This window comes from Agrobacterium sp. ST15.16.024 (genome assembly GCF_027956545.1).
Classification (GTDB): domain Bacteria; phylum Pseudomonadota; class Alphaproteobacteria; order Rhizobiales; family Rhizobiaceae; genus Agrobacterium; species Agrobacterium cucumeris.
Map to the genome: position 1 here is coordinate 1 of NZ_JAQKGO010000009.1, position 20,476 is coordinate 20,476.

Annotated in this window: 14 protein-coding genes; 9 read left to right on the forward strand and 5 right to left on the reverse strand. The window is 60.9% G+C overall.

Features of this window, described 5'->3' with window-relative positions; all coding sequences use genetic code 11:
• Positions 1-285, reverse strand: a 285-nt coding sequence (locus PL640_RS20870; RefSeq protein ID WP_271363383.1) for an AGE family epimerase/isomerase, incomplete at its 3' end; no start/stop codon positions are given.
• A 432-nt stretch (positions 286-717) separates the two neighbouring features.
• On the opposite strand from PL640_RS20870, the gene bcsN reads away from it, so the two are divergent.
• The 5 genes from bcsN (at position 718) to PL640_RS20895 (ending at position 9,739) form a co-directional block, all read left to right on the forward strand.
• Positions 718-1,620: a cellulose biosynthesis protein BcsN gene (gene bcsN / locus PL640_RS20875; RefSeq protein ID WP_271363385.1), complete on the forward strand. Its 903-nt coding sequence runs from the start codon at positions 718-720 to the stop codon at positions 1,618-1,620.
• 67 nt (positions 1,621-1,687) lie between these two features.
• Positions 1,688-3,877: a UDP-forming cellulose synthase catalytic subunit gene (gene bcsA / locus PL640_RS20880; RefSeq protein WP_271363386.1), complete on the forward strand. Its 2,190-nt coding sequence runs from the start codon at positions 1,688-1,690 to the stop codon at positions 3,875-3,877.
• Entirely contained in the window at positions 3,874-6,348 is a 2,475-nt protein-coding gene (locus PL640_RS20885; protein ID WP_271363387.1) for a cellulose biosynthesis cyclic di-GMP-binding regulatory protein BcsB, read from the forward strand. Before bcsA ends, PL640_RS20885 begins: the two co-directional genes overlap by 4 nt.
• A complete protein-coding gene (locus tag PL640_RS20890; RefSeq protein ID WP_271363389.1) occupies positions 6,345-7,400 on the forward strand; it encodes a glycosyl hydrolase family 8 in 1,056 nt (351 codons plus the stop codon). Before PL640_RS20885 ends, PL640_RS20890 begins: the two co-directional genes overlap by 4 nt.
• Positions 7,391-9,739: a cellulose synthase gene (locus PL640_RS20895; RefSeq protein ID WP_271363391.1), complete on the forward strand. Its 2,349-nt coding sequence runs from the start codon at positions 7,391-7,393 to the stop codon at positions 9,737-9,739. The genes PL640_RS20890 and PL640_RS20895 overlap by 10 nt, the downstream gene beginning before the upstream one ends.
• Before the next feature lie 38 nt (positions 9,740-9,777).
• Here PL640_RS20895 and PL640_RS20900 read toward each other — a convergent pair whose 3' ends face one another.
• Both PL640_RS20900 and PL640_RS20905 read right to left on the reverse strand, forming a co-directional pair.
• Positions 9,778-10,932: an amidohydrolase gene (locus PL640_RS20900; RefSeq protein ID WP_271363392.1), complete on the reverse strand. Its 1,155-nt coding sequence runs from the start codon at positions 10,930-10,932 to the stop codon at positions 9,778-9,780.
• A 57-nt stretch (positions 10,933-10,989) separates the two neighbouring features.
• On the reverse strand, positions 10,990-12,636 hold the full coding sequence (locus PL640_RS20905; RefSeq protein WP_271363393.1) for a GNAT family N-acetyltransferase: 1,647 nt from the start codon (positions 12,634-12,636) through the stop codon (positions 10,990-10,992).
• 233 nt (positions 12,637-12,869) lie between these two features.
• Here PL640_RS20905 and PL640_RS20910 point away from each other — a divergent pair, with 233 nt between their 5' ends.
• Entirely contained in the window at positions 12,870-13,604 is a 735-nt protein-coding gene (locus PL640_RS20910) for an SDR family NAD(P)-dependent oxidoreductase (RefSeq protein WP_194287719.1), read from the forward strand.
• A gap of 38 nt (positions 13,605-13,642) precedes the next feature.
• Complete coding sequence (locus PL640_RS20915) at positions 13,643-14,995, forward strand: aspartate aminotransferase family protein (RefSeq protein WP_271363395.1); 1,353 nt, start codon at positions 13,643-13,645, stop codon at positions 14,993-14,995.
• Between the two features lie 46 nt (positions 14,996-15,041).
• Here PL640_RS20915 and PL640_RS20920 read toward each other — a convergent pair whose 3' ends face one another.
• Complete coding sequence (locus PL640_RS20920; RefSeq protein ID WP_046800765.1) at positions 15,042-15,479, reverse strand: EamA family transporter; 438 nt, start codon at positions 15,477-15,479, stop codon at positions 15,042-15,044.
• A gap of 183 nt (positions 15,480-15,662) precedes the next feature.
• Positions 15,663-17,012, reverse strand: coding sequence for a dicarboxylate/amino acid:cation symporter (locus PL640_RS20925; protein WP_142842708.1), 1,350 nt, complete (start codon positions 17,010-17,012; stop codon positions 15,663-15,665).
• Positions 17,013-17,248: 236 nt separating this feature from the next.
• Between PL640_RS20925 and PL640_RS20930 the strand changes: the two genes are divergently transcribed.
• Both PL640_RS20930 and PL640_RS20935 read left to right on the forward strand, forming a co-directional pair.
• A complete protein-coding gene (locus PL640_RS20930; protein ID WP_271363398.1) occupies positions 17,249-19,090 on the forward strand; it encodes a sensor histidine kinase in 1,842 nt (613 codons plus the stop codon).
• Position 19,091: 1 nt separating this feature from the next.
• A complete protein-coding gene (locus tag PL640_RS20935) occupies positions 19,092-20,447 on the forward strand; it encodes a sigma-54-dependent transcriptional regulator (protein WP_271363400.1) in 1,356 nt (451 codons plus the stop codon).
• The last annotated feature ends 29 nt before the right edge of the window (positions 20,448-20,476 follow it).

Sequence of the window (20,476 nt, forward strand, 5' to 3'; positions counted from 1 at the left end):
TTCGAACCAGCTGAGGCCATGCAGGAGCGCCTCTTTCCAGGGCCCCTGCCAGCCGTGCTGGCCGGCGGCGGCGAAACAATAGGCCTGACGCGGCTGCACGCGGGCGCGACGATCATCGGAAAAAACCGGTTTGGCATCCTGGCCGAGGCGCTCGTAAAAGCCGCCGTTCGGGCGGGCCGAACCTGCCTCCCACCACAGCGGCAGGGCATCCTCATCCAGCCATTTCCGTAATGTCCCGATCTCTTCGGCAAGCGCCTGGGCGGCACTCGGAAATTGCACTGTCATCAGTTAACTCTCTGTTTTTACAGTCGAATGAAAAAATAGATCAATAAAAATACGTGATTATAGAAGCAAGTAGACCATGGGACATATTGCGCTGCAACCGTAAAATCATCGACCTCACCCTGAGCCAACCCGCATTCGTGCGTTTGGTTCCACGGTCCTCAGTGGCAAATAGCGCGTCCAGAGTGATTCGGAATCCACAAAGTGTCGGAAATTACAACGAAAATTTGAGATTGCTTATTCGTAGTCCTCACGTATTTCGTAGCAATGGTCTCGTCATTAGTGATTCGGCCTCTTTTTAATATGGGCGGCGTTGGGGAAATAGAGGGGCACAAGGCAGTGAGATTTTCTGCCTATACTTCATTGCTGTTCTCCATTGTGGTTCTTACGGGCTGCAATACTCCCGCGGGCGTTCGCTCGTTCGGGGGCGCACAGATGTTGTCTCCGTCCGAAGCGCTGGTTTTCCCGCCGCCTGGTGGTCCGGAAATCGTCACCGTGGTCAACCGCACCTATTCCAATGCGGTGGCGCAACAGGTCATATTGCGATCCGAGGCTGCCACGCCCGGACAGAACTACATCAAGGCGGAGTTTTTCGGCCCGCAGCAGGCCGGTGATACCGATCGCGACGCTCTTGGTTTCAGCGGTTTCCGCGCAGCGTCGGTCGCGCGTGAAATCCGCACCGAATTTCCGGGGCAAAACATCGCCTTGTCGGCGAACTACCTGCAGAATGGCTATGGCGCCTTTTCTTATGCCGCCGGCAGCGGCCGGGGTGATGATAACTGCCTTTATGGCTGGCAGGATATACGCTCGCCGGAAAGCATGCGGCAGGATTTCCGCAATCTCGGCCGCATCAAGGTCCGGCTGCGCCTGTGCCAGTCCGGCGCGAGTGTCGAGCGACTTCTGGCGGTCATGTATAATTACACGATCACCGGCACCTATGCGTCTGAAAGCTGGAACCCTTACGGCACGCCGCAGGCGGTGGACAAAAACCTCGGACGGCCGGGCAATCCGGTCTATCCCCTGAAGACAAACGAGGTGCCGATGCAGCCCGGCGGCGAAGTGACTGCCAGCGTGCCGACAACGCCGCCAGTCCGTCGCGCGGTTGCCGCCCCGCCGGTGCAGCCGGAACCACAGCCGCTGCCGCCCGTTGCTGCTGTCAATATTCCGTCGCCCACATCGGCTGGCGCGCCCGTTCAGCCTGCACGACCAGCAGCAATGGGCCAGCGCGCCGAGAGCGGAACGGCAAGGAGCGGCCAGCAACCATCACAGGTTCCGCAGGTGTCCATTCCCTCGCCAGCATGTCTGGCCGGTTCGGGAGTGGCCCAGGGATGCAGATGATCACCGGGAATAAAGCGGAAATTCCGGGCCGAAATTCCGGATGGGGAAGAGAACGGAAAGTTTCTGGATGAACAAGGCCATCACAGTCATTGTCTGGTTGCTTGTGTCGCTTTGCGTTCTGGCCATCGTCACGATGCCGGTCAGCCTGCAGACGCATCTGGTCGCGACCGCGATCTCGCTGGTTCTTCTGGCGACCATCAAAGGGTTCAACGGGCAGGGGGCCTGGCGTCTGGTGGCGCTGGGTTTCGGCACGGCCATCGTTCTGCGTTACGTCTATTGGCGCACCACCAGCACGCTGCCGCCCGTCAACCAGCTCGAGAACTTCATTCCCGGCTTTCTGCTTTATCTGGCGGAAATGTACAGCGTCGTGATGCTGGGCCTCAGCCTTGTCATCGTCTCCATGCCGCTGCCGTCGCGCAAGACGCGGCCCGGCTCGCCGGACTATCGGCCGACGGTCGATGTCTTCGTGCCGAGTTATAATGAGGATGCCGAGCTTCTGGCCAACACGCTGGCGGCGGCCAAGAACATGGATTATCCGGCCGACCGGTTCACGGTGTGGCTGCTGGATGATGGCGGCTCGGTGCAGAAGCGCAATTCCAGCAACATCGTCGAGGCGCAGGCGGCGCAGCGTCGCCACGAGGAACTGAAGCAGCTCTGCGAGGATCTCGACGTGCGTTATCTGACGCGCGAGCGCAACGTCCACGCCAAGGCCGGCAATCTCAATAATGGTCTTGCCCATTCGACCGGCGAACTGGTGACGGTGTTTGACGCCGACCATGCGCCCGCCCGCGATTTTCTTCTGGAGACGGTTGGTTATTTCGAGGAAGACCCCCGGCTCTTCCTGGTGCAGACGCCGCATTTCTTCGTCAATCCGGATCCGATCGAGCGCAATCTGCGCACCTTCGAGACGATGCCCAGCGAAAACGAGATGTTTTACGGCATCATCCAGCGTGGTCTCGACAAGTGGAACGGCGCGTTTTTCTGCGGTTCCGCCGCCGTGCTGCGGCGCGAGGCGCTGCAGGATACCGAAGGTTTCAGCGGTGTCAGCATCACCGAGGATTGCGAAACGGCACTGGCGCTGCATTCGCGCGGCTGGAACAGCATCTATGTCGACAAACCGCTGATCGCCGGTCTGCAGCCGGCCACGTTTGCCAGCTTCATCGGCCAGCGCAGCCGCTGGGCGCAGGGCATGATGCAGATCCTGATCTTCCGTCAGCCTTTGTTCAAGCGTGGCCTCTCCTTCACGCAGCGCCTCTGTTACATGTCGTCGACGCTGTTCTGGCTGTTTCCGTTCCCGCGCACGATCTTCCTGTTCGCACCGCTGTTCTACCTGTTCTTCGACCTTCAGATTTTCGTGGCTTCGGGTGGCGAATTCCTCGCCTATACGGCTGCCTACATGCTCGTGAACCTGATGATGCAGAACTATCTCTATGGCAGCTTCCGCTGGCCGTGGATTTCCGAACTTTACGAATATGTTCAGACGGTCCACCTTCTGCCTGCGGTCGTCTCCGTGATTTTCAATCCCGGCAAACCGACCTTCAAGGTGACGGCCAAGGACGAATCCATTGCCGAGGCGCGGCTATCGGAAATCAGCCGTCCCTTCTTCGTGATTTTCGCACTTCTGGTGGTCGCGATGGCCTTTGCCATCTGGCGCATCTATAGCGAGCCCTACAAGGCCGATGTGACGCTGGTCGTCGGCGGCTGGAACCTGCTCAACCTCATCTTTGCCGGCTGCGCGCTCGGTGTCGTCTCGGAACGCGGCGACAAGTCGGCGTCGCGACGCATCACCGTCAAGCGGCGCTGTGAGGTCAAGCTCGAGGGCAGTGACGCATGGTTGCCAGCCTCCATCGACAACGTATCGGTGCATGGGCTGCTGATCAATCTGTTCGACAGTGCCACGACCGTCGAAAAGAACACGACGGCGATCGTGAAGGTGAAGCCCCACAGCGAGGGCGTGCCGGAAACCATGCCCGTCAAGGTGGTCCGGACGGTGCGCGGCGAAGGACTGGTTTCAATCGGCTGCACCTTCTCACCACAGCGCGCCGTCGATCATCGCCTGATCGCCGACCTGATCTTCGCCAATTCAGAACAGTGGAGCGAGTTTCAGCGCGTGCGCCGCAGGAACCCCGGCCTCATTCGCGGTACGGCTATCTTCCTCGCCATATCGCTGTTCCAGACGCAGCGCGGTCTCTTCTACCTGGTCAAGGCGCTCCGGCCCGCGGCCAAAAACGTCAAACCTGCCGGAGCTGTAAAATGACCGGCGTTAAAAAGATCAGGGGTTCGCTGACAGCATTGATGTGGGGTGCCGCCGCAAGCGGGGCGATGGCGCAGTCCTCGCCCTTTGATATGTCGCCGGAAAGGCCGGCGCAGACTGCGCCTGCACCGGTGTCGCCGCCCGTCGTCGTTCCTCCAGCGGCACCCAGACAGCCGCCTGCCATACCACCGGCGCAGCCGCCCTTTGTGATTCAGCCGGCGCCCGTTTCGCCAGCGCCGCAGCGCCCCGTCGTTCCGCCGGTTACTGTTCCTCCGCGTCAGGAGGGAGTGAGACCAGCTACGGTGCAGACCCCCTTGTCCCCTGCTGATAGCCGCCGCCGTTACATTTTGCCCTATGAGAAGCTCAGCCTTTCCGGCGAGACGGACCGGCGGCAATGGGGCATCTATCTGACGCCGGAGCAGGCCAATGCCGCCGTTTCGCTTAATATCGGGTATCAGAACGCCATTGTGGTTGCGCCTGAAAGCTCGAATTTTCAGGTCAGCCTGAACAATGTTCCACTGGATGTGGCGCGCATTGAAGCGCCTGACGGTGAAGGCAATGTCTCCCTGAAAATCCCGCCCGGCGTGCTGCAGGTCGGATCGAATGTCGTGACGCTCGGCGTGCAGCAGCGACACAGGACCGATTGCACGATCCAATCCACCTACGATCTGTGGACCGACGTCAGTCCGGCGAACACCTATATCGGCTTCAATGCCGATGTTGCCGGCGCTTTCACTAACATAGACGACATTCAGGCAACTGGACCTGATGGTAAAGCCGCGACCTCGATCGAGATCATCGCGCCGTCGCTCGGTAATCCGGCATTTGCGGATTCACTCCTGCGCCTTTCGCAGGCGCTGGCGCTCCGAACCCTGATGCCGAACCAGTCGATCCGCTTCGTGACGGCCCCTTCATCCGAACGCAAGCCCGGAACGCTGACGGTTCTGGTAGGCACCGCCCGTGAGATTGCGGGTATAGCCGGGGCGTTGCCGCCGGAAGCATCGGCGGGCGCCTTTGCCGGTTTTGGCAGTGCGGTGCCCAGCGGGTTTTCGCCGCTTTTCGTCAGCGGCCCCACTCCGCAGGCGGTGCAGGCGGCCATTGAGACACTGTTTTCCTCGATCTCGCGCGCGCCCGGCTCCCAGAGAACGGCTTTTTCGACCCGCAGCTGGCATGCGCCGGACGTTCCGCTCATCACCTCGGATCGCCGCATCGCGCTTTCCGAACTTGGTCTCGAAAGCAGCGAGTTTAGCGGACGTCGTTTCCGCAACGAGTTTTACATCGGCATGCCCGCGGATTTTTATGCGTCCGCCTATGGTGAGGCATCGCTGCTGCTCGACGCTGCCTATTCCTCGCAGGTCTTGCCCGGCAGCCATATCGACATCTACGTTAATAACGAGATTGCTTCGACGGTGCCGATCTCCAACAATGGCGGCGGTATTTTCCGGCATCTGCCCATCAATGTCACGATGCGCCATCTGAAGCCGGGACCGAACAAGATAACGATCGAGGCGGTGTTGATGACGGCGCAGGATCAAGCCTGCGCGCCGGGTGCGCCGGCCAGCACGACCCCGCGGTTTGCCCTGTTCGACACCACCGAAATCCATATTCCGGATTATGCCCGGATCGGTCGCAAGCCCGATCTCGCGGCGATGGCAGGTGCCGGCCAGCCTTACAGGGCTGCCGGAAGCCCGGTTGCCCTCTCGCTCGATCGGTTCGATACGGACACCATGTCGGCGGCGGCAACTCTCGTCAGCCGGCTTGCGAGTGTTGCGGGACATCCGATCAATGTTGAGACCGTCGCTTCGCCCCTGGTCATCGGCGATCGCGATGCACTGTTTGTCGGAACGATTTCGCAATTTCCGCAGGCGTTGATCAGCCAGTTCAATCTCGTTCCCTCCAGCCAGATATCCTGGAAAGTCGGAACCGGTGTCCAGCCACCCGCGCAAAACAGCGAGACCCTGTTCAACGACTGGCGGGAGAGGGTGGATGGCGGCGTCTGGGAGGGGCAGGTCTCGTCCTTCGAGGACTGGATGAAGCGGAATTTCGATCTAAGTTCGGATACGCTGCGTTTCCTGCCGGCCGCCGAGCAGCCCTATGCCCCGCCTGCCAACGCCTCCTTCATGCTGGCGCAGGGGCTCAGCCCCTCTGGAGAAGGCGTCTGGACGCTTGCCACCGCGCCAACGTCGGCAGAGCTTCTCGACGGCATGTCGGCCATGACGCGCGAGAACCGCTGGGGCGACGTCACGGGACGGGTTGCCGCTTACGATGCGGCTGCTGGAAAGGTCGAAACAGTTGAGGTGGAACGGCCGTATTTCTATATTACCGGGGCGTTTTCGCTCTCCAACTGGAGACTGATCGCTGCCAACTGGCTGTCCTCCAATGTGCTTTCCTATTCGCTGGCATTCATTGGCTTCGTGTCGCTTCTGGGCTTTGCCACCTTCGTGATGCTGCGCCTGATGGGACGACATCGATGACGGGCGGGGTTTCGAAACTTGCCCGCATCATCTGCCTGTCCATGATGGCATTGGTTGCCGGCATCTCCGTCGCCCGCGCCGCGTCGGTGTCGCCGGAGGCCTGGTCCGCGTATAAAAGTGCCTTCCTTGATCCCGGCGGGCGCATCATCGATACCGGTAACGGCAATATCAGCCACAGCGAAGGGCAGGGTTACGGCATGTGGCTCGCTGTGCTCTCCGACAACCTTGCCGATTTCGAACTGATCTGGAGCTTTACCCGCACAGAACTGCTGGTGCGCGACGACGGACTTTCCGCCTGGAAATGGGATCCGCGCACAAGGCCGCACGTCACTGATATCAACAACGCAACCGATGGCGATATCCTGATCGCCTATGCGCTGGCGCTCGCCGCGGGCCAGTGGAACCGGCAGGATTATGCCGAGGCATCCGCAGCCATCGCATCCGCCATCCTCAGGAAGACCGTGGTGCAGCGCGGCGGGCGAACGCTGCTTTTGCCGGCTGCCAGCGGTTTTGGTGAGGATGACCGAGGCGATGGCCCGGTGGTCAACCCCTCCTATCTGATTTTCGAAGCGTTTCCGGTCCTTGATCTGGTTGCGCCATCACCGCTGTGGAAAGCGGTTGCCGATGACGGCGTGGCGCAGGTCGGCGCTTTTGCCTTCAGCGACAGAAAGTTGCCGGCCGACTGGGTGTCGGTGAAGACGAAGCCGGAGCCGGCTTCGGGTTTTCCGCCGGAATTCGGTTATAATGCGGTGCGCATCCCGCTTTATCTCTCAAGGGCAAAAATGGGAGCGCCGGAACTGCTTGCGCGGCTGAAGGATGGCATGATGCTGGAAAGCGGTGCCGCAGGGACTTTCGACCTGAAGAGCGGAGCGGTCAAGGACGTCCTGTCGGATCCCGGCTACCGCATCATCCCGGCGCTGGCGTCCTGCGTTGCCGGCGGTCCGGCCATTCCCGCCGAACTTAAAAGCTTCCAGCCAACACTTTATTATCCTTCCACATTGCATCTTCTGGCATTGTCGTTTCTGGCAAGGAATAACGGGGAATGCCGATGAACAAGCCACTGTCGACCTCGGCTCTCATCCTGCTTCTGATTGCGCTTGCCGCCTTCCACTGGCGCGACAGCATTCTCGGGCGGGTGTCTGACGTGCATACGTCGGCGGTTGGCGACAACCGTGCGGTGCCGCGCCCATCCCCGGCTGCGGCCAATCCCGCGCAGATCAATGCCTTCCTGAAAAATCGCGAGATGGCGCAGGTCACGCCGCCCGTCACGGTGCCGGCCGCAACGCCGCCGGTAACGGTGCCGGCGATGGACCGCCCGTCACAGACCGGCTGGCAATCACCACAGCCGCAAATGGCGCAGGCGCCCACTCCCCGCGCGGCTGAGCCGGTTGCGGCCGATATGCCCGAGGTCGATCTCAGCGCGCTGCGTTACTTCGCGGCCAGAGGCGATACCCAGCGCCTTCAGGCCGAGATTGCCCGGCTGCGCACGCTTTATCCGAACTGGACGCCGCCGGCCGATCCGCTCGCCATTCCCGAAAATGGCGATCCCAAACTCGATGCCATGTGGCAGCTTTATACCGACGGCCGTTATGCCGAAGTGCGAAAGGCGATTGCCGACCGCCAGCAGACGGAACCCGGCTGGCAGCCGCCCGACAATCTGACCGGCATGTTGTCTCTCGCCGAAGCGCGCCAGCGCCTCGTCAATGCGTCTGATCTCAAGCAATATGCGACGGTGGTTGATGCGGCGGCAAACAATCCCGGCCTGCTGACCTGCAGCGAAGTCGATGTTTTATGGCGGGTCGCCGATGCATTTGCCAATACCGACCGCATGGGGCGGGCGCGGGACGCCTATCTCTACATTCTCAACAATTGCACGATGCCAAGCGACAGGCTGGCCACGGTGCAGAAGGCATCCGCGCTTTTGCCGGCGGAGATGATGAGCGAGCTGCTGGCCAAGGAAAAGCCCGGCGCCGATGGCCAGCTGGAATTCGAACCGGTCAAGAACGATCTCGCCCGCCAGTTCGTGGCAAAGGCGGGGGAGAAGGAAGGCATTTCCGTTCCTTCCGCTTACCTGATGCGGCTTGAAAGACTTGCCGAAACTGACAGGCTGGCCAGCGACGCCCTGCTGCTCGGCTGGTACAATATTCGCCAGAAAAACATGACAGAGGCGGAAAAATGGTTCCGCAAGGCGCGGGAAGAGGAAGACAGCGCGTCTGCCTCGCAGGGGTTGGCGCTCGCCTTGATCGACCGCAACGAGCCGCGTGAGGCCGAGGACGTCATGTATGAGTGGCGCACCTCTTCCGATGACGCGCTCGCCACCTATCTTGCCGCGACGGCCAATCTTCTGGCGCTTGAACCGCCTGTCGTGCTGCCGCCGGATGTGCTGCAACGCATCGCCGCCGAAACGGTGGCGCGCAAGGATGCGGCGACGGCGCAGCAATTCGGCTGGTATTCGCTCGCTTTCCGGCAGACGCCGCTTGCCTTGCAATGGTTCAGTACGGCGCTTGGCTGGAAACCGGATGACGAACCTTCGGCCTATGGCGTGGCGCTCAGCTATCATGACCTGCGCAATCTTGCCGGTCTGCGCGGCATCCAGCAGCAATGGGCAAGCCGCTCGCAGCGCATCGCCGATGTGGGAACGGCACGCATGGTGGACCAGTCCGGCCAGCCGCTGGCGCCGGTAACCTCACCGCCTGTTGCCGCGGCTTCTCCGATGACAGCACCCGCGCCCTATGTGCCGCAGGCGGAGACAGCGGTGGTGTACAGCCAGCCAGCCGTTCAGCAATCCGCTCCGGAGCCTTCGCGCAAACAGGCACGCCGCCCGGCGCAAGCGCAACGGGAAGCCCGCGCCGCATCGCGCCCCCGTTCCTGCGCAGCCTATCCCGATCCGCAGCGACTGCCGCCGCAGCAGGCGCTCGATCTCGGCTGGTGCCTGATGGAGACAAACCGGCCGGCGGAGGCCCTGAAAGCCTTCGAATCCGCCATTGAAGGTGGCCAGTCGACGGTCAAAAGCGATGCGGCCTATGGCCAGAGCCTTGCTTATCTACGCATGGGGCTGACGGACCATGCGGCCGTTTCGGCGACGAAATCGGGCATGGACCGGTCCCGCGCGACCGAATTGCAGGTCTCGATCCTGGCGGACAGGGCGGTTTCCGCCTTCCAGTCGAAACGCTATGCGGAGACGCTGCTGCTGCTCGATCAGCGTTCTCGGCTTGCCGATGAGCGTGCGGATCTGATGGTGCTGCGCGGTTATTCCTATCTCGCCATGCGCCGTTACGGCGAAGCGACTCAGATTTTCGAAAGCCTGACGTCCATCGGCAATAAGGACGGTATCCGCGGACTGGCGGCGGTGCGCGCGGCCCGGCCGAGCAACGGTCCGCAAGGCGGCTGACGTTGGGCCAGAAGGCGGCGGCCAGAAAATGGCCGCTGTTATCCCGCATCCGTCAGGTTGCGGATGATGCGCATGAAAATGCCTGCGCCGATGCCGATCAGCGCGTCCGGAAAATCATAATCGGGATTGTGCAGGTTGGGATAATCCTTGCCTGCGCCTAAAAAGAACATGGCCGATGACGAGACGGCACGGAAGCGGCCGAAATCCTCGGAAGCGCGCATGGGAAGCCCTTCCGAACTATGGGAGATTTTCTCCTCATCCACCGCCCGCAGGATGTGATCGACCGCGTCAGGCGCATTTTCGCAATGCAGGAAAATATCGTCGTAGGTGATGTCGAGCGTCAGTTTCTGTTCGTCCGCCAGCTTTCTTGCAAGCGCTTCCGCAGCCGCACAGAGCTTTTCCATCCGGTCGTCGGTGAGTGTGCGCAGCGTCGCCCAGATTTCCGCGTCGGCCGGCGAGATGCCGAAGGCCGCTTCGCCCATCACCGCATGGGTGATCGTCACCATCGAAAAATCGGGCTCTGGCGGAAAGCCGGAGCCGAGATCGGTCAAGGCCGGCATCAACTGCGATATCGCCCGCATCGGCGAAACGCCGTGCTCCGGCGAGGAGGCATGCGCCGTCTTGCCGGAAAAACGGATTTTGATGCCACGCGAAGCGCAATTGACCGGCCCTTCCACCACGCTGACATGGCCGAATGGCAGGCCTGGAAGATTGTGGAGGGAAAAGGCGTAATCCGGTTTTATCTCGCCAAAGCGCGGATCGGCGATGACGGCTGCCGCCCCTGCGCCAGTTTCTTCCGCCGGCTGGTAAAGGAGAATGACGCTGCCGGTTTGCGGTCGGTTGCGGGAAAAGCCAAGCGCCAGCGCCGTCAAGATGGTCGAATGGCCGTCATGGCCGCAAAGGTGGCCCTTGCCGTCGGTGCCGGAACGGTGGTCGGCCTCGCTTTTTTCGTGGATGGGCAGGGCATCGAGTTCCGAGCGGATCAGAACCGCCGGGCCGCTTTTGCCGCTGTCATAGACCGCCGCGACGCCATGGCCACCCAGATCGGCATAAAGCCGGTCGGGTTTTGCCTGTTCGAGGAAAGCGCGGATGCGTCGGGCTGTTTCCTTTTCTTCGCCGGAGATTTCCGGATGGCGATGGAGATCATGGCGAAGCTCGATGAGATCGAGCATGTCCTTATTGGTCAGAAACATAAAAATCCCTGCGGGTTGCGGCCGGTTTTTCCTGCCGCAACTTACAGATCATTGCCTTCAATGCAAAACCTTTGGCGGGTGCCAGCGTTTGCCGGTTGTCTTGGGCTTGGCGGCTAGGGTGATGACATCGGCAGGCATAGCGGCCTTTGGTTTGGCCAATTCCAGCCGTGCAAGGGCCGCGCGTGCTTTCTCGGCATATTCCAGATGTGCGGCGTCGTCCGAATGGTAATGCTGCAGCCTGTCGAGGATTTCGGCACCTTCCACCGCCCTTTCGGCGGCGATGAGGGCGACGGCGCATTTATAAAGCGCCTCGCGGTGGAAAGGCGCGCGATTGGTCACCTGCCGGAAAGCCTCTGATGCCTCGTGATAATGTTGCTGCGCCAGCCGCGCCTCTCCGATGCGCATCCACAGCAGAACCGGGTCCTGACCGCTGGCGAGAAGTGCCAGAAAGGCGATTTCCGCCTCCCGGAACTCACCCCGGTCGAAAGACAGGTTGGCGAGACCGAATTGCGCGCCGGAATGGTCGGGTGCTGCCGCCAGCACCTGGGCAAAGGCGATGTTGGCGGCGGGTTTCTTGCCGGTCTTGTAAAATTTGAGACCCTGTTCATAGACGAAACGGATACTGCGTGGATGCAGCGTGCCGCCAAGATTTTCGCCCGAGCGGGTGCGGAACAGCGTGCAGCTGAGCTTCTGCTCTTCCGGTCCGAAGAAATATTTATAGGGCTCGTTACCGCGCAGGAAGTCATAGGTTTTGAAACCCTGCTCGATGGCCCTGCGGATGCAGTGCCCGTGCAGCACGAGGCCGGGCGAGGGGGTCTTCCAGTTTTCGTCGCGGCCGGTGATGTAGAACAGCACAGACTTTTTCTGCCGGTCGATGATGTTGGCGAGTGCACCGAGCGGCTGGTCGCCGAACCACAGGACAGGCACTTCCAGATCGCCTCGGATATAGACATCCATCAGCATCTGCCGTGTTGCGCCGATCAGCAGTTCCGTGCGCTCCTTGCCCTTGTGCGGCGCCCAGCGGATGCGCCAGAAATCGAACAGGATATCCATGTCCCGTTTGATCGTTTCTTTCGTTGCGAAAGTGATGCGATATTCATCGCCGCCCTCCACTTTCCGCAGGAAGCGCCTGAGCTTCTGGCGGGTCTGGCTGCTCATATGGCTGTCGAGATAGCCGTCGAACGTGTCGGGCAGGGCGACCACCGGGCAGATGCAATTGTTGATGTTATAGGGGTTGGTCGGCATGTTGTCGCGAAACATGACGAGTGGCCCCTGCAGCGCACGGACCATCGCACTGTGACGTTCCGGCGGGCCGGAGAGGTAATCGAGCTTCAGTTCGGTCCAGTTCTGCTGGCGAATGTAGGAACAGAAACCGGCGACGGCGTGATTTTCATAGTCCGGCAGGGTGATGAAGCCGGTGTAATCCGCCGCCGCATTGCCGGCCATGACGATGCTGTCATGGAAGCGACCGGTTTTCTTGTCCGGCTCGGTGACGAGGCGCAGCGGGAAAAACGCCACATAGGGCGAGCCTTCCGGGCGTTCACGCAGAGCCAGAATGAACCAGCGCTTGCGGCGTGGCATATAATCCCTGAGCCAGCCCCAGGAGAGGAAATGCCGTGCATGGGGATCGGCCATGAAAACCGCGTCCCAGTTTTGCCGGATCGCCTCGAAACCGGCGTCGGTGTCGATGATGTCGATACGCATTCTTGCCCCCTCCCAATACAGATCACAAATTCGGGAGACTTCATTTTATGGGCAAACGGCCGGCTTCAAATATTCCCTTCGGGTGAAAGGCGCCCATCAAATGGGATTAGCCCGTGGCGGTTTTCTCGCCGGCGCGCCGCGACAAAAAAGCCCTTGTCCACCGGTTGTAACTCTCTAACATGCGGGCTGAATGTTCGATCGGCTCAACGATCCGCATGGCACGGGAGTTTTCAATGGCAGTTCCTTTTATGCTTCTGACCGGCGCCAGCCGTGGAATAGGACATGCCACCGTCAAGCTGTTTCAGGAGAAGGGCTGGAGAATCCTCACCGTATCGCGGCAACCATTCTCGGAGGAATGCCGCTGGCCATCGGCGCGGGAGAGCCATATTCAGGCAGATCTCGAGGACTTATCCGGCATTGAAGATCTGGCGGCGGAGGTGCGTTCGCGCCTGCCGGAAGGAAAACTCGCGGCTCTCGTCAACAATGCCGGGATTTCACCGAAGGGCGAAGGCGGCAGTCGACTTGGTGTGGCGGATACCACGGCTGACATCTGGACGCGTGTGCTCAACGTCAACCTCGTTTCCACGGCATTGCTTGCCCGCGCACTTTTGCCGGAGCTGGAGGCCGCGAAAGGCTCCATCGTCAATGTCACCTCGATTGTCGGCTCGCGGGTGCATCCTTTTGCCGGCGTGGCCTATGCCACCTCGAAGGCAGCGCTTGCGGCGCTGACGCGGGAACTGGCGCATGAATTCGGCCCGCGCGGCGTGCGCGCCAATGCCATTGCCCCGGGCGAAATCAACACCGCCATCCTCTCTCCCGGAACGGCGGAGCTGGTTGAAGCCCAGGTGCCGCTCGGCCGGCTGGGCACCACGGCGGAGGTGGCGCAGACCATCTATTTCCTCTGCTCGGACCAGTCGCGCTACATTAACGGCGCGGAAATTCACATCAATGGCGGCCAGCACGTCTGACGCCTCAGCCCAATCCAACCGAAACGGAGCCCTTACCGATGACCATCCTGCCGAATTCCGTCGAGGCACGCGATATCGCCTATCAGATGCACCCGAACGTCAACCTGCGCAAATTCGAAAAGACCGGCGGTCTGGTGATCGAAAGCGGCGAGGGCATCTATGTCACCGACAGCAGTGGCAAGCGTTATATAGAGGCGATGGCGGGGCTGTGGTCGGTGGCGCTTGGTTTTGGCGAACAGCGGCTGGTGGATGCTGCAACGAAGCAGATGCAGAAGCTACCCTATTACCACACCTTCTCCTACAAGACGCATGGCCCATCCGTTGATCTCGCCGAATTGCTGATCGAGCTTTCGCCGGTGCCGATGTCGAAGGTGCACTTCACCTCGTCCGGTTCCGAGGCGAATGATCTTGCCGCCAAGATGGTGTGGTATCGTTCCAATGCGCTGGGCAGACGAGACAAGAAAAAGATCATCGGCCGCATCAAGGGTTACCATGGCGTGACCATCGCATCAGCCTCGATCACCGGCCTGCCGCGCAACCATGAAAGCTTCGATCTGCCGCTGGACCGTATGCTGCATACGGCTTGCCCCTCCTATGTGCATTTCGGCAAGGATGGGGAAAGCGAAGCGGATTTCACCACGCGTATCCTGAAGGAGTTGGAGGACCTGATCCTTCGCGAAGGTCCCGAAACCGTCGCCGCCTTCTGGGGCGAGCCAGTGATGGGCGCCGGCGGGGTTCTCCTGCCGCCGGAAGGATATTGGGAAGGCGTGCAGGCGATCCTGAAGAAATACGACATTCTGCTTGTCGTGGATGAGGTGATCTGCGGTTTTGGTCGCACCGGCAAGATGTTTGCCTGCGAGACCTATGGCATCAAGCCGGATGTGCTTGTCGTTTCCAAGCAGATTTCGTCGTCCTACATGCCGCTTTCGGCGATCATCATGAATGACAGTTTTTACCAGCCGATCGCCGATGAGTCCGACCGGATCGGCTCCTTCGGCCATGGTTACACCGCTTCCGGTCATCCGGTCGCGACGGCGGTGGGGCTGGAAAACCTGAAGATCATTCAGGAGCGTGATCTGGTCGGCAATGTCGCCCGGCTGGAGGGCAAATTTCTCGATCATCTGAAGGCGCTTGCCGATCATCCGCTCATTCATTCCTCGCGCGGCGTCGGTCTCCTTGGCGCGCTGGAAGTGAAGCCATGGGAAGGCTTGAAGGCCGGCGATACGACGCTCGCTATTGCCGTGGCCATCGAGGAAGAGGGTGTCATCACCCGGCCGATCGGCGAATCCATCTGCTTCTGCCCGCCGCTGATCATCACGGCCGAGCAGCTGGACGAGCTGTTTGCTGGTGTGAAACGTGGTCTCGACAAGGTCGCGGCCGCACGCGGCTAAAGATTCCCGCAGATATTGCCGGTCGGTTCATCCGGCCGGCATCGTTCTATCCCCTGTAGGCCACGAGCACTGCGCCGCAGGCGATCAGGACAACGCCGAGCCAATTGGGCAATGACAGCCTTTCCCCTAGAAACAGCACCGCAAAGACGGCGACGAAGACGACGCTCAGCTTGTCGATGGGGGCGACGCGGGCGGCATCGCCGATTTTCAGTGCCCGGAAATAACATATCCACGATGCGCCGGTCGCCAGGCCTGAAAGCACGAGGAACAACCAGGTGCGCCCGGAAATGGTGGAGGGCTGCTGCCAGTTGCCGGTGATGTAAACCATCAGGCCGGCGGCGGCGAGGATGACGATGGTGCGGATGAAGGTGGCGAAATCGGAGTTGACGTTTTCGATGCCGATCTTCGCAAAAATGGCGGTGAGCGCCGCAAAAGCCGCTGACAGCAGCGCCCAGAATTGCCAGGCGAGAAACAGGTTCTTCATGTGATGCCGACTCCGTTCATCCATTCGCTCCCGTCTGGCTCTATAACATCTGCCCGGCGATAAGAACTGTTTTCACGACTATATCTGAACGTGGAAGGCCGGCGCATCGATCCTGATGCGCCGGCCTTCATGTAAGAGCCTGTCCGGACGGAGCCGCGACAGGCCGGACCTTGGGAGGTCGTATTATTCGGCGGGCTGAACCGATGCCGGCAGTGCCGTATCCACATCGGCGATGCCGGAGATTTCTTCCTGGCCGCTGAGCACGCGGGCAAGCTGGTCCTGATCCAGTTCACCTTCCCAGCGGGCGACGACGATGGTTGCGACGGCGTTGCCGACGAAGTTGGTGAGCGCGCGGCATTCCGACATGAAGCGGTCGATACCGAGGATCAGCGCCATGCCGGCAACCGGAACAGAAGGCACGACGGAGAGCGTTGCAGCGAGCGTGATGAAGCCTGCGCCGGTGATGCCGGCCGCGCCCTTGGAGGAGAGCATGGCGACGAGCAGCAGCAGGATCTGTTCACCGAAGGACAGGTGGATACCGGTTGCCTGGGCGATGAAGAGGGCCGCCAGCGTCATGTAGATGTTGGTGCCGTCGAGGTTGAAGGAGTAACCGGTGGGAATGACGAGGCCGACGACGGAGCGCTTGCAGCCGGCCTTTTCCATCTTGCTCATCAGGCCCGGCAGGGCGGCTTCGGAAGACGAGGTGCCGAGAACCAGCAGCAGTTCTTCCTTGATGTAGCGGATGAGCGCGACGATGGAGAAGCCGTTGTAGCGGCAGACGGCGCCGAGAACCACGAACACGAACAGGGCCGACGTGACGTAGAAGGTGCCGATCAGCATTGCGAGGTTGGTGACGGACGAGATGCCGTATTTGCCGATGGTGAACGCCATGGCGCCGAAAGCGCCGATGGGGGCGGCCTTCATCAGGATCGCGACCAGCTTGAAGATCGGATACATCATGGCATGCATGAAATCGGTGACGGGCTTGCCCTTTTCGCCGACGATGCCGAGCGCGATGCCGAACAGAACCGAGAAGAACAGCACCTGCAGAATGTCACCGCTGGCAAATGCGCCGACGATGGTGGTCGGGATGATGTTCATCAGGAAGCCGGTGATGGTCTGCTCATGGGCCTTGTCGGCGTAGGTCGCGACGGCCTTGGCATCCAGCGTCGAAGGATCGATGTTCATGCCCGCACCCGGCTGCACGGTATTGGCGACGATGAGGCCGACAACGAGCGCGAGGGTGGAGAACACCAGGAAGTAGATCATGGCCTTGCCGGCCACGCGTCCAACCTTCTTCATGTCGTTCATACCGGCGATGCCGGTTGCGACGGTGAGGAAGATGACGGGAGCGATGATCATCTTGACGAGGCGGATGAAGCCGTCGCCGAGCGGCTTCAGCTGCTCACCGAAGGTCGGATAGAAATGGCCAAGCGCGATACCGGCGATGATGGCGACCAGAACCTGGAAATACAGGTGCTTGTAAAATGGCTGCTTGGCGTGGCCTGCGGCCACGGCTGTGCTGTCGATCATGTTTTTTCCTCCTCGGCCTCACCCTGCCTTTATTGGCCTCCCGGGATCGCCGTGACGTTGACGGCTTCGCGCCGATTGCGGAGTCATGTGCAATACGCATGCCAGACTTGCTTATTTGTCTTAACTGCCTGATTTAAAAAGTACTTTTTATTAGTGCTTTGCCGGCTCACAGGCATTTGTGCGGAATTCCGGACAAATTCTCTTGCGGTCTGTGTGTAAATCCGCACAATTAGCGCATGACCTATCAGGATCAGGCACCTCATTCTCAGGCGAAACGTCGCGCGCAGTGGCTGGCGCTGGCCGGCCTGTGGCTGCTCGTCAGTCTTGGTGCCCTGCTGGTGGCCGATGAATTCGCCCGTCATCAGGCAATGCGAACGGCGGGTTTCGAGGCGTCAACCGATGCCGAACTGAAGATTGCGTTGCTGAATGTCGCGCTGGAGCGGCCGCGGGCCATTCCGCTGGTTCTGTCAGGTGATCCCGATCTTTCCACCGCGCTGGATGGCGGCGACGCCGTCGCGGTCGACCGGCTGAACCGTAAGCTGGAAGGGCTGATTGAAGGCACGCAGTCGTCGGTCATCTATGTGACCGGGCCGACCGGTCTCACCATCGCTTCCAGCAACTGGCGGGAGGAGGACAGCTTCGTCGGCTCCAACTACGCATTCCGCGAATATTTTCAGGCGGCAATGAAGACCGGCATGTCCGAACATTACGCGCTCGGCAATGTCAGCCGGCGGCCGGGTCTTTATATTTCCCGCCGCATCGATGCCGCGGACGGGCGGCCGCTTGGTGTTGTCATCGCCAAGGTGGAGTTCAACCGTCTGGAATCGGACTGGAACATTGGCGGCAAGCCGGTTTATGTGGTCGACAGAAACGGCGTCGTGCTGATGACGAGCGTGCCGGAATGGCGCTTCAAGACCGTTGCGCCGATTGACGAAGCGCGGCGAAAGGTGATTTCCGAAAGCCTGCAATTCGGCAATGAGACGCTGGCAACCCTGCCGTTCCGGCCGGCCCGCTCATCGGGCGATGATGTTCCACTCATCCATGTCGATGAGCCGGGGCGGGAGCGCGGCGATTATCTGCGGCTGGAAACGCCGGTGCCGACGACCACATGGACGCTGCATTACCTGCAACCCGTAGCGCCTGCGCTGAACGCCGCAATCCGCGAGGGCCGGGTGGTGGCGCTGGCGACGTTGATGCCGCTGATGGGTCTTTCGGCCCTGTGGCTGTGGCGCCGGCACAAGACGCTCAAGGAAAAGGAAGAGGAGCAGCGCGCCCGCGCGGAGCTGGAAATGAAGGTGCAGGAGCGGACCCGTGACCTGACGAAGACCCGCGACCATCTGCAGGCGGAAATCGCTTTGCATGAAAAAACAACAGGCGAATTGCGCAATGTGCAGCACGAGCTGGTGCAGGCCAACCGCCTTTCGATTCTGGGCCAGGTGGCGGCGGGTGTGGCGCATGAGATCAACCAGCCGGTGGCGACGATCCGCGCCTTTGCCGACAATGCCTGCACCCTGCTGAAACGTGACCGTTTGTCCGAGGCGACCGAAAATCTCGAAAATATCGCGGCGCTGACCGAGCGCATCGGCACGATTACCGGTGACCTGAAGATTTTGGCCCGCAAGGGCCGCACCGCCGCCGAGCCGGTGAGCCTCAAACTGGTCATCGAAGGCGCGGTCATGCTGTTGCGCAGCCGTTTTTCCGGGCAGATGGATGCGCTGGATATCGCGCTTCCGGATCAGGATTTGAAGGTGCTCGGCAGTCGTATCCGGCTGGAGCAGATCCTCATCAACCTTCTGCAAAACGCGCTGGAAGCCACCGAAGAGATTGGCTCTGCCCGCGTGGAAGTGCGCGTGCGCGAGGAAGGCGACATGGTCGTGCTTTCGGTCAGCGACAATGGCGGGGGTATTCCCGAGGCCATCCGCGCTCAGCTGTTTTCGCCCTTCAACACCTCAAAGGAAAGCGGCCTCGGTCTCGGCCTCGTCATCTCCAACGATATTGCCTCGGATTATGGCGGACGTATCGAGGTGACGAGCAGCGGAGCGGGCACGTCTTTTTCCGTATATCTGAAGCGAGCATGACATGACGGTGGATGGAACCATATTCCTGGTGGATGACGACTCGCAGCTGCGCAAGGCGATGGTGCAGACGCTGGAACTCGACGGATTGCCGGTCACCTCCTTTTCCCGCGCCGAACAGGCGCTTGCGGCGCTGAACGAGGATTTCGACGGCATCGTCATCACGGATGTGCGCATGCCCGGCATGACCGGCCTCGAATTCTTCGACCATGTCCGCAAGATCGATGCCGATCTGCCTGTCATCCTCATCACCGGCCATGGCGACGTGCCTATGGCGGTCGATGCGCTTCATAACGGCGCCTATGATTTCATTGCCAAGCCCTTTCCGGCTGAACGCATGGTGGAGAGTGCCCGTCGGGCGCTGGAGAAGCGCCGCCTCGTGCTGGAAAACCGCGCGCTTCGCCGCGCGGCCGGGCAGGCGGAAGACGATCTGCCGCTGATTGGCCAGACGCCGGCCATGGAGCGTCTGCGCACCACGCTCAGGCACATTGCCGATACGGATGTGGATGTGCTGGTGGCGGGTGAGACAGGCAGCGGCAAGGAAGTGGTGGCGACGGCGCTGCACCGCTGGAGCAAGAAGCGCTCGCGGGGAAATTTCGTGGCGCTGAATTGCGGTGCACTGCCGGAAACGGTGATCGAAAGCGAGCTTTTCGGCCATGAGCCCGGCGCTTTTACCGGCGCGCAGAAGAAACGTGTCGGCCGTATCGAGCATTCCAGCGGCGGCACGCTGTTTCTGGACGAGATTGAAAGCATGCCGCTTGCGGTGCAGGTGAAGATGCTGCGCGTGCTGGAAATGCGCGAGGTGTCGCCGCTGGGTTCAAACGAGGAACGACCGGTCGATATCCGCGTGGTGGCGGCGGCCAAGGTCGATCTCGGCGATCCCGCCGAGCGCGGCACCTTTCGCGAGGATCTTTATTACCGGCTGAATGTGGTGACGCTGTCGATACCGCCGCTGCGGGAACGCAAGGCGGATATTCCGCTGTTGTTTTCCCACTTCGTCACCAAGGCCGCCAATCGCTTCAACATGCACGTGCCGCAAATCAGCGCCGGCATTTCCCGTCGGCTTCAGGAGCATGACTGGCCGGGCAATGTGCGCGAACTCGGGCATTTCGCCGAAAGAGTGGTTCTGGGACTGGAAACTGAAGCGGCCGCCGCACCCGTTGCGCAGGCTGCCATTCCCGCATCCGGCACCTTGCCCGAACGCATGGATGCAATCGAGGCGCGGATCATTCGCGAAACGCTGGAACAGTCGAATGGGGATGTGGCGGAGACAATTGCGACGCTCGGCATTGCCCGCAAGACGTTTTATGACAAGCTGCAACGCCACGGCATCAACCGGGCGGATTATGTGAAGAACTGAGGGGGCGTGAAAGAGCCGCAACGCTTTAG